Here is a 10,785-nt window from a genome sequence, read left to right as displayed (position 1 = left end):
TGTGGCCTCCGAGGTCGAGTTCGAAGAAGGCGAAGCCACCGACGAAGCCTGAGGCCCAATTCAAACGCATCAAAGAAAGCGGCGCCCTCCGGGCGCCGCTTTTTGTTGTTCGGGAAAGTAGTCAGCCGACCACGCGCTTGAGCTCCGCCAGTGACTTCTTGAACGGCGGGCGTGCAATGCCGACCTCCGTGATGATCGCCGAGACGTATTTTGCAGGCGTAACATCAAATGCAGGATTGCGAACGGCCATCCCCTCGGGCGCAACGCGGCGCCCGCCCGCGTGGGTGACCTCGCGTTCGTGGCGTTCCTCGATCGGAATGTCCTTTCCGGTCTTCGTTGCCAGATCGATCGTCGAGAGCGGCGCGGCCACGTAGAAGGGGATCTTGTTCTCCCTGGCCAGTACCGAAAGAGTGTAGGTCCCGATCTTGTTCGCGGTATCGCCGTTGGCCGCCACGCGGTCGGCGCCCACGACAATGACGTCGATCTCGCCACGGCTCATCAGGTGCCCGGCCATGGAATCGGTAATCAGGAACGAGGGAATGTTCTCCTTGCAGAGCTCCCACGCCGTGAGGCGCGCGCCCTGCAGGAAGGGGCGCGTTTCATCGGCATAAACGGTGATTGCCTTGCCTTCGAGATGCGCGGCCTTCACCACGCCGAGTGCCGTGCCGTAGTCACCCGCCGTCGCCAACGCGCCGGCGTTGCAGTGGGTGAGTACCCGTGCGCCCTTGCCAATGAGCTGGGAGCCGAAGTCCGAGAGCGCGCGCGAGGCATCGAGCTCGTCCTGAAATACCGCATCGGCCTCGGCCGCGATGGCGCGCTTCAGTTTGGCGGGTGTATCGAGGGATTCATCGGCCGCGACCTTGCGCATCCGCTCAAGCGCCCAGAACAGGTTCACCGCCGTCGGGCGCGTGGCCCCAAGGCGCTCGATGGCCTTGAGAAGTGCCTTGCGAAGAGGCGCCGCGCTCGTTGCCTTGTTCTTTTCGACAACCAGGCGCACGCCCAGCGCCGCCGTCACGCCGATGGCCGGCGCGCCGCGCACGACCATCGTCTCGATTGCGCGCGCCACCGATTCCACCGTGCGGTAGCTGTTGTAGATTTCCTTGCCGGGAAGCACGCGCTGATCGATCAGCACGACCTCCCCCTTTTTCCACTGAACCGGACGAATTGTCATCGCTCAATCCTCATTCCTCTGTTGCCTGCGGGATCGGCATCCCCCGCGCCTCGGTGGCGGCATCGGCGTTACGCTTGAGAAGCTCCCTCACGCTCAGCCCCTCGCTGTCGAGTAGAATTTCCGGCGCCGCCCAGGTCCCGCGAATCTGGATTGGAAGACGTAGCGGCGTGCCCTGCCCGAAAAGATTGCCGAGCACGCTGCCCGCGAGCCCGCCCTTGGGCGCGGGCCCGATCAGCTCGCCGCTCAGTTCGAGCTGGTCGCCGAACTCACCCAGCTCTCCGGAGATGCTGACCTGCAGCGGATCGGCATTGAGCTGGAAACTCTCCAGCCGCGCGCGCCGCCCCTGCCAGCGAAGCGTTCCCCGGCCCTCGCGGATCTCGGGAATCGGATCGAACTGAATCCCCAGCGCAGCTGCCAGGGAGGTCGCGTCGGCCCCGCTCACACCCGAGAGCACAGGCAGATACATGTTTTCGGCAAAGACTTCCAGGTTCGCGCCCCAGGCATCGATGGGCCCGGGACTCCCGCCCGTGCAGGGAAGGTCGCGCCCGACTTCGCCGAGCACTGAAAGGCGCGCTTCCGAGAGACCGTCGACCACCTGCCCCGCGCCAAGACTCTCCCCGGCGGCGCCCAGGCGGCTGCGAATGAGTGCGAGCTGACCCTCGCCGCGGCAGGAACTCCGAAGGTAGCGACCGTGCCCCTGGAGTTCCCCCTCGGCCCACCGCGCGCGAATGCCGCGGATGGAAACCGCGGTGCTGTCGGTGATGAGCCGCATCTCCATTGAATCGAGCGGGACGCTCAAGAAAATCGCCAGCGGGCCCAGCGCCTCGCGACCACGCTCGGAGAGCCAGTCGCCGGGAATCATTTCGTTTGAGAGCACGCTGAGATCCGTTGCGAACTGCTCGCCCATGGCAACATCGCCCGCAATGTGCAGGTCGGAATTGCCCGCATGGAGCGAGAGTTCCTCCAGACGAATCTCCGCGCGCGGGATCGGTCTGCGATGAAGAACCGCCTCGCCTTTCAGACGCAGCCCGGAGGGCTCCGCCGTTGCGAGGCGCCCTCCCTCCACCAGCGGCGCCAGCCCCTTGAGGGAGTCGGCGCGCCCGTGAAACTGCAGGGTCGCCGCCTTGTCACCGTCGTCGCGGTAGAGACCGCCCATTTCCACGCGCAGATCGGCCAGCGCGAGCTGCACGTCGAGCACGCTCGAAGAGCGTTCGTCACGCGCGGAAGTCACGGCAATTTTTGCCGGAATGTTTCGCGGTTTGTGGAACCATCCCGCGCGCAGCAGCCCGGTCTGGGTCATGTCCACTTCGAACGCGCTGCGCAACTTGCCGTTGCGCCGTTGCAGCGAAAGCGAGAGGTCCACCCCGCCCAGCAGTTTCCACTCGAACCCGGGCGCCATGAGCGGCGTCCAGAGGGGCCCGAGTGATTCCACACCGTTGGCGATGTGGAGGCTCAGGTCGCCGAACTGTTCGGCGCTCTCCTGCGGCGGCGGCGGGCGTTGTTGCTCCAGCGCGGCGCTCCCGGTTGGGGGCTCGGGGCTGTCGTTGTCGTCATCATCATCATCGCTCCGACTACCCGAGAATGCACTGGCTTCGCGTGCGAGCGCGTTGAGATCGCCGCCGATACGCGCGCGGACCTGCATGGGCACTTCGCCGAGCTGGACGATCAGGTTGGGTAGCAGATATTCGGTTTCATCGGGGGAATCCGCATGGCTCGTTTCGATGAGCCCGGTGGCAAAAAGCTCGCGCCGCTCGGCACCGACGGCCAGCGTGCCGCCCGCCCACAGGGTTCCGGGATGGTCGGGATGGGGCGCCGAGGACACGAGGTTCAGCCCCTCGGCCACCACCGCGACGGTCTCGCCACCGAGCAGTGGCGGGAACGAGATTTCGACGTTGCCGTTGCGCACCTCGAAACGATCGATGCGCGCCTCGGGCCCGATTTCCTTGAGCGAGCTGCTCAGGGAGAGCTGCATGGCCACCAGGCCGCCGGCCACCGTGCGCAGGGTGCGCCAGTCCGGAGATTCGAGCACCTGACGACGGACCAGCCCCGTCGCCTCGGCATGGGTGGTCGGAATGCTCGGCGGCGTGTCGCTCTCGAATGCGTAGGCCACCAGCAGGCGGGGCGAATCGATACGCACCTGCAGCGCGCGTTCCCGCTTGAAGAGCGAACGGAGCGGCCAGGTCAGGCGCGCCGATTCGATCGAGAGAACTTCGAGCTGCGAACCCGGACGGTCGCGGTAGAGGCGGATCTCCTCCACCTCGGCCGAGAGGCCGGTCCAGAGGTTGAGCCGAATGGCACCGACCGAGACTTTCCACTTGTCCGAGGGGGTGAGCGCGCGAGTGAGCATCGTGCGCTTGGATTCGAGCGGCACCAGCCAGGCCAGTGTCCCCGCGAGCACATAGAGCCCGACCAGCGCCAGCAGCGCACGCACCAGCCAGCGTTTCATCGATCGGGCTCCACGCGGGGGTTTCTCCTATTGATCGAGAAGCTCCTTGAGGATCTCGTTGACCATCTTGGGATTGGCCTTGCCCTTGGTCTGCTTCATGACCTGTCCGACGAAGAATCCGAAGAGGGCCTGCTTGCCACCCCTATATTGTTCAACCTGACCGGGGTTGGCGGCAACGATTTCTTCGCAGATCGGGCGGATCGAGCTGTCGTCGGCGATCTGCTTGAGGCCCTTCTCCTCGACGATCACATCGGGCGCCTTGGAGGTCTTGTACATCTCGGCAAAGACGTCCTTGGCAATCTTGCCGGAGATCGTCCCGTCCTTGATGAGCGCGAGCAGGCCGGCCATGTCCTTCGCGGAGATGGGGGATTCCTCGATGCTGTGTCCCTCGTTGGAGAGCTCGCGCATCAGTTCGTTCTTGATCCAGTTGGTCGAGCCGCGCGCGTCGCCGCTGTGCTTGGCCACGTCCTCGAAATACTCGGCCAGTGCGCGGTCGCCGCTCAGGACGCCCGCCTCTTCCTGGGTGTGCCCGTATTCCTTGAGGAAGCGCTCGCGCTTGGCCACGGGCAGTTCGGGCAGGCTCTCGCGAACATCCGAGATCCACTTATCCGAGATCTGCAGCGGCATCAGGTCGGGCTCGGGGAAGTAGCGATAGTCGTGGGCCTCTTCCTTCGAACGCATGGAACGCGTTACGCCCGCGTTCGAGTCGAACAGGCGCGTCTCCTGCACCACTTCCTTGCCGTCACGGATGAGTGCTTCCTGGCGGCTGGCTTCGTAGAGAATCGCCTTCTCGATGAACTTGAAGGAGTTCACGTTCTTGATCTCGGCGCGGGTTCCGAGCTTGTCGCTGCCACGTGGGCGCACCGAGACATTGGCGTCGCAGCGCATGGAACCTTCCTGCATGTTGCCGTCGGAGATTCCCAGGTAGCGAATGATCGAACGCAGGGTGCGCAGGTATTCGGTCGTCTCGGCGGGCGTGCGGAAGTCCGGCTCGGTCACGATCTCGATGAGCGGGACGCCCGCGCGGTTGAGATCGATGAGCGAGGCATTCCCGTCACCGGCACTGTCGTGCAGGCTCTTGCCGGCGTCGATCTCCATGTGGATGCGCGTAATTCCGATGTGCTTCTCGGCGAACTCGCCCTCGCCGGTGGGGACTTCGAGATCGATGTGGCCATGCTCGCACACAGGCAGGTCGAACTGGGAGATCTGGTAGCCAAACGGCAGGTCCGGGTAGAAGTAGTTCTTGCGTGAGAAGACCGAGTAGTTGCGAATCTGGCAGTTGAGCGCCAGGCCCGCGCGAATGGCGTAGTCCACGGCCGTGCGGTTGAGCACCGGCAGCACGCCGGGCATGCCCAGACACACCGGACAGGTGTTGGCATTGGGCTCGCTGCCAAAAGAGGTCGAGCACCCGCAGAAGAGCTTGCTCTTTGTCTGGAGCTGGACGTGAACTTCCAGCCCGATGACCATTTCAAAATCCGTGCTCATCTTCTCTGTCTCTCCGCGGCGCTCAAAGCGCGGGCCTTCGTCCGCCAAGATCGCAGGCGCGCTCGAATCCGGCAGCGACCTGGAACAGGGTCTCTTCTGCAAGCTGGGGTGCAATCACCTGCAGCCCGATGGGAAGCCCGTCATGGCTGAACCCGCAGGGCAGGCTTATGCCCGGCAAACCCGCCAGATTCACCGAGATCGTGTAAATGTCCGAGAGATACATCTCGAGCGGGTCTTCGGTTTTCTCACCGAACTTGAAAGCGGGCGTGGGCGTAACCGGCCCGACGATGGCGTCGCACTTCTCGAAGGCCTTGGTAAAGTCATCCAGAATCAGGCGACGCACCTGCTGCGCCTTCTTGTAATAGGCATCGTAGTAACCGGCCGAGAGGCAGTAGGTCCCCAGCATGATGCGGCGCTTGACCTCGGGCCCGAAGCCCTCGGAGCGCGACTTCAGGTAGAGGCTCATCAGGTCTTTCGACTCGGGCGAGCGATATCCGTAGCGCACGCCGTCGTAGCGCGCGAGGTTGGAGCTCGCCTCGGCCGTGCAGATCAGATAGTAGGTCGCCACTGCGTATTCGCTGTGGGGCAGATCGACTTCAACGATCTCGTTGCCAAGCCCCTCGATGGTTGCAATCGCGGCCTTCACCGCTTTCTCCACGTCGGGGCCAAGGCCCTCGCCGAAGTACTGCTTGGGCACGCCGATCTTGAGTCCCTTGGCCTCCTTGCGACAGGCCGGCATGAAATCCGGAAGCGGCTGGTCGATGCTGGTCGAGTCATGCGCGTCGTGCCCGCCGATGGTGTTGAACATGAGCGCGCAGTCCTCGACGCTCTTGCCCATGGGGCCCACCTGATCGAGGCTCGAGGCAAACGCCATCACGCCGTAGCGCGAGACGCGCCCGTAGGTCGGTTTGAGCCCCACGATGCCGCAGTGGGAAGCGGGCTGGCGAATGGAGCCACCCGTGTCGGTACCCAACGCGCCGGCGCACAGGTCGGCGGCCACGGCCGCGGCGCTGCCGCCCGAGGAGCCGCCGGGAATGCGCCCCTGATCCCAGGGATTGCGCGTCTTCTGGAAGGCAGAGTTTTCGGTCGAGCTGCCCATGGCAAACTCGTCCATGTTCACCTTCCCGAGGAACACCGCGCCCGCTTCGCGAAGGCGCGCGGCGACGGTGGATTCGTAGGGCGGGATGAAGTTCTCCAGAATCTTGCTCGCGGCGCTCGAGCGCACGCCGAAGCTCAGGATGATGTCCTTGAGCGCAACGGGCACGCCTTCGAGTGGGCCGCACGCCTTCCCGGCGGCGCGGCGTTCATCGGACTCGCGCGCCATCTTGAGCGCGCCCTCGTCGTCGACCAGCAGGTAGGCACCCACCTTCGGATCGACCGATTCGATACGGCTCAGGTAGGCCTGGGTCACCTGCTCGCTGGAGGTTTCTTTTTTCTCGAGCGCGGCCGAGAGTTCGGCCAGGCTCAGTTCGGTAATCTCTGCCACGGTTAACTCTCTTCAATCACCTGGGGCACGCGGAACATGCCCTGCTCGGCATCGGGGGCGTTGGCCGTCACCAGGTCGGTGGGAAAATCGCTGGTCACGGCGTCCTCGCGAAAGGGGGTCTCGGAAGGGACGACGTGCGAGAGCGGCTCGACGTTGCTGGTATCGAGTTCCCCGAGCTTTTCCACGTAGTCGAGAATGGAGCTGAGCTGGCCGCTCATCTGCTGCGCCTCGTCTTCCGAGAGGCTCAGACGCGCCAGATGGGCAATTTTGCGTACTTCCTCGGGACCGATCTTCATGGGAATGGCTCTCCGTGATCTCCTGCCCGGCTGAAACGCCAGGCTCGCTCAAATGACCCGAACCTGGGCCACCGGCAAATGCGGGTGAGCGGCTGTTTTGCGTATCATACGCCCCTTCGGCGGGCAAGGTGAGGAGGGGAAATACACTGGCATTCCGGGCAGATAGGCCCCAAACGACCGGCGCCCGCGGGCTCTTTCGAGCTGCGGGCGCCGTGGTGGTTTTAAATTCCGGGGAGAGAGATCAAGTGGTGAAGGCGGGGACGTTCATTTTTAGTTTGATCTCCCTCCCCGTTCTGTCCTTTTCAGAACAGAGAGCTGACACCCCATATAGCGAAGGGCGTGCCACAACCTCTCTCGATTCCCGCAAATTTAATAACATTCTGAAATTACTGGGTTTATTTCTTTATTCTCGAACACCCACTATTCGAAGTAATCCCGACGGAGCCCGGAATTGAGCCTGAAAGGGGCACTAAATGGCCCAAACAGCCCCATTAAATGCGGCAATTCGCCCATGAAATCTGTGCAAAGCGCATAGTGGCGCAGAATGCTACGCTGGGGGCTGCCTTAGGAAACGAATCTGTGTCGCATTCGGGCAATATATCAGGAGACGCCGGGAGGGCGTCCACGGCGGGTTCTGCCACCCGGGCAGTACGCCCCAACGTCGATGTCGAGACGTTTGATGAGTCGTTGCAGGGACTTGCGCTCGACCTGGAGCCGGCGTGCCGTACGGGAGACGTTGCCCTCATCCTGCTCCAGCGCCCACTCAATGGCCGCGCGTTCTGCGTCCTCACGAATGTCCTTGAGGTTGCGCCCCTCGAAGGAAGAGGCCGCCGGCTGTTGCGGCGTGGCGACCGCCAGCCCTGAGGGTTCCTCGCTCGGGGCGCGCCGGGGTGCGGCCACATTGGAAGCCAGGTCTGCTGCGGAGATCGTCTCGCCGCTGCAGAGCAGCATGGCGCGCTTCACCAGGTTCTCCAGTTCGCGCACGTTGCCGGGAAAGGCGTAGCCCTCCAGCCAGGCCCGCGCATCGGCGGCCAGCGTTGGAATGCGCCCGCCCACCAGGTCCGTGTTGCGACGGATGAAGTAGTTGGTCAGCGCCACGATGTCCTCGCGCCGCGCGCGCAGCGAAGGAAGCTGAATCTCGATCACGTTGAGCCGGTAGAAGAGGTCTTCGCGGAAAGTCCCCTCTTCCACCATCTGCGCCAGATCCCGGTTTGTTGCGGCAATGATGCGCGTGTCGACATCCACCGTGCGGTTAGCGCCCAGCGGTTCGATCTGCCGTTCCTGCAGGAAACGAAGCAGTTTGGTTTGCATGTGCTCGGAGAGCTCGCCGATCTCATCGAGAAAGAGCGTGCCCCCCTCGGCCGCCTGGATCTTGCCCATGCGGTCTTTTACCGCGCCGGTGAAGGCGCCCTTGACGAAGCCGAAGAGCTCTCCCTCGGCAAGGGTCTCGGGAATCGCACCGCAGTTGATCGCCACGAAGGGCCCTTTCCCACGATTCGAGAGCCGGTGGAGCGCCTGGGCAAAGAGCTCCTTGCCAGTGCCGTTCTCGCCCATGACCAGGACAGTCGCCTCGGTGGGCGCGACGCGCTCGAGCAGGGCGTAGGCCTTCTGAAAAGCCGGCGAACTGCCCACAAGCTGGGGCTTGTCCCCGCTCTGGGCCTGCATCTGTTCGGCCAGCCGCCGGTTCTCGACTGTGAGCTGGACGATCTGCATGTTCCGCCGCAGGATCACGCCCAGCTCATCGAGCGCGATGGGCTTGGTGTAGAAATCCGCCGCGCCCGAGGCGATGGCTTCAAGGGCGTGGCGCTTTTCACTGGTTCCGGAGACGACGATCACGCGGGTCTGGGGCAGGTCTCGCCGAAAAGTGGCAAGCAGCTCCATGCCGACGGTCGTGCTGGTCGGGTCGGGCGGAAGGTGCAGGTCAAGCAGAATGACGTTGGGATTGAAGCGTTTGGCAGCGGCCAGCGCACTGTCGCGATCGCTGGCGAAGCTCATCTCGTAGTCGCTGCCGAATCCGCGCTCCATCAGACGGCAGAATTCGGGCGAGTCATCGACCACCAGCACGCGCGATTCCACGGAATAGCGCTCGTCTCCCTGTCCGAGGAGCCTGTCCATCACGTCCCTGCCGCGTCACGTAGACGCATTTCCATTGTCGGTGACGACTCAATCGAAAGCAAGCGAGCTCCCGGTGGCGCAAGGTTCCCATTCGGGGGGAATTCATCTATTGGCAAGGGCCATGATTGCCGAGATCACAGCGGTCATGGCCCCCGTCTTTTTCTGCGCCGCCCTGGGCTACATCTGGGCGCGCAGCGGGTGGGCCTGGGACAACGACATGGCGACCCGGCTGATCGCGGCCATCGGCACCCCCTGTCTGGTTCTGACCATTCTGCCCCGGGTCGATCCCAGCGAGAGCACCTTCCGGGAGCTGAGCCTGGCCACCATGGCGGCCATCGCCACCTGGGGCGTAATCGGCGTGATTGCCCTCAAGGTCTTCAAACTGCGCTATTCGACCTACCTGCCATCGATCATGTTCCCCAACACCGGGAACATGGGCGCCTCGCTCTCCCTGTTCGCCTTCGGCAAGGAAGGCCTCGCCCTGGCCATCGTCTACATGAGCACGACGATGTTCTTTCACTTCAGCCTGGGCATCACCATTGCGGCGGGCAGTTTCTCGGTAAAGCGGCTGGCGCGCACGCCCATTCTGCATTCGGTAGCCATCAGCCTGGTGATGATTGCCTTTGGCTGGCATCTGCCCAAGTGGGCGCACAACACCGTCGAGCTTATCGGCGGACTGACCTTTCCGATGATGCTCATTGCGCTGGGGGTTTCTCTCTCGGCCCTGCGCCCGGCAAACCTGATGCGCAGCCTGTGGATCTCCGTCCCGCGACTGGCACTGGGATTTGGCGTGGGGCTCGCGCTGGCGACGGTGCTGGGATTCGAGGGAAGCGCGCGCGGCGTGCTGATTCTCGAGTGCTCCATGCCGCCGGCGGTGTTCAACTACCTGCTGGCCGAGCAATACGGCACCGGCCCCGAGGAAGTGGCCAGCCTGGTGCTGGTCTCCACGGTCTTCTCATTCCTGACCCTGCCGTTGTTGCTGGGGTACGTGATGTAAGAAGGGCGGGTAGACCCCGCCCCTACCTTCGACTGTAGGGGCGGGGTCTACCCGCCCTTCCTATTGCGCAAATCTCTTCGGCGAAAACGGCGCCAGGTCGATCTCGGGCTTCTTGCCGGTGATTTCGTCGGCAACGAGTTCGGCCGTAACAGGCGTGAGCAGAATGCCGTTGCGGAAATGCCCGCTGGCGAAGTGGAGGCCCTCGATCGCGCCCTCTCCCAGCAGCGGGAGCCGGTCGGGCGCGGCCGGGCGGAAGTTCGACCAGCTCTCCACGTAGCGCGCATCGACCAGCGAAGGCGCGAGCGTGAGTGCCACATCGAGGATCTTGCGCACACCGCCGGCGGTCACCGCCTTGTTGAAGCCCGCCTTCTCCGCCGTCGAGCCTGTAATCACCTGTCCGTTGGGGCGCGGCACGACGTAGCCATGCCCATGGCGCACCAGCACGTGGGAGAGTCCGCCGGGCTGATGATCGAGTGCGATGACCTGCCCGCGCACCGGCGAGATGCCATCGGGTTTGAGACCCGATCCGGGCACCTGCGTGGTCCACGCGCCGGCGGCCAGTACCACGCGCTCGCACGAGATCACGCCTTCACCGGTTTCCACGCCGCAAACGCGATTCTTTTCGTGCAGGACCCGGTGGACCGTGGTGGTCAGAAACTTCGCCCCCGCTTTTCGAGCAGCACGTGCCAGCGCGCGCGCCAGTTGCGGCGGTTCGATCTGTCCGTCGTCGGCGAAGTGAAGTCCCGCGCGCGCCTGCAGGCTACCCTCGGGTTCGATCTGCTCGAGCGC

Annotated in this window: 8 protein-coding genes; 1 reads left to right on the top strand and 7 read right to left on the bottom strand. The window is 64.0% G+C overall.

Going from position 1 to position 10,785, the window contains the following annotated elements; translation table 11 throughout:
• Positions 1 to 121: 121 nt before the first annotated feature.
• The 6 genes from mtnA to KDH09_06005 all read right to left on the bottom strand — a co-directional run bounded on the left by mtnA (position 122) and on the right by KDH09_06005 (position 8,999).
• Positions 122 to 1,171, bottom strand: a complete 1,050-nt coding sequence (gene mtnA, locus KDH09_06030; protein MCB0219236.1) for an S-methyl-5-thioribose-1-phosphate isomerase — start codon at positions 1,169 to 1,171, stop codon at positions 122 to 124.
• 10 nt (positions 1,172 to 1,181) lie between these two features.
• On the bottom strand, positions 1,182 to 3,617 hold the full coding sequence (locus KDH09_06025; protein MCB0219235.1) for a hypothetical protein: 2,436 nt from the start codon (positions 3,615 to 3,617) through the stop codon (positions 1,182 to 1,184).
• Positions 3,618 to 3,644: 27 nt separating this feature from the next.
• On the bottom strand, positions 3,645 to 5,102 hold the full coding sequence (gene gatB / locus KDH09_06020) for an Asp-tRNA(Asn)/Glu-tRNA(Gln) amidotransferase subunit GatB (protein MCB0219234.1): 1,458 nt from the start codon (positions 5,100 to 5,102) through the stop codon (positions 3,645 to 3,647).
• Between the two features lie 22 nt (positions 5,103 to 5,124).
• On the bottom strand, positions 5,125 to 6,588 hold the full coding sequence (gene gatA / locus KDH09_06015; protein ID MCB0219233.1) for an Asp-tRNA(Asn)/Glu-tRNA(Gln) amidotransferase subunit GatA: 1,464 nt from the start codon (positions 6,586 to 6,588) through the stop codon (positions 5,125 to 5,127).
• Between the two features lie 2 nt (positions 6,589 to 6,590).
• A complete protein-coding gene (gene gatC, locus KDH09_06010; GenBank protein MCB0219232.1) occupies positions 6,591 to 6,884 on the bottom strand; it encodes an Asp-tRNA(Asn)/Glu-tRNA(Gln) amidotransferase subunit GatC in 294 nt (97 codons plus the stop codon).
• Between the two features lie 600 nt (positions 6,885 to 7,484).
• A complete protein-coding gene (locus KDH09_06005) occupies positions 7,485 to 8,999 on the bottom strand; it encodes a sigma-54-dependent Fis family transcriptional regulator (GenBank protein MCB0219231.1) in 1,515 nt (504 codons plus the stop codon).
• Positions 9,000 to 9,108: 109 nt separating this feature from the next.
• Between KDH09_06005 and KDH09_06000 the strand changes: the two genes are divergently transcribed.
• Positions 9,109 to 9,996: an AEC family transporter gene (locus tag KDH09_06000; protein MCB0219230.1), complete on the top strand. Its 888-nt coding sequence runs from the start codon at positions 9,109 to 9,111 to the stop codon at positions 9,994 to 9,996.
• Positions 9,997 to 10,056: 60 nt separating this feature from the next.
• Here the strand turns inward: KDH09_06000 and KDH09_05995 are convergent.
• Positions 10,057 to 10,785, bottom strand: a 729-nt coding sequence (locus KDH09_05995) for an FAD-dependent oxidoreductase (protein MCB0219229.1), incomplete at its 5' end; no start/stop codon positions are given.

It is taken from the genome of Chrysiogenia bacterium, from assembly GCA_020434085.1.
Lineage (GTDB): Bacteria > JAGRBM01 > JAGRBM01 > JAGRBM01 > JAGRBM01 > JAGRBM01.
This window is presented reverse-complemented; position numbering and strand designations above follow the sequence as displayed.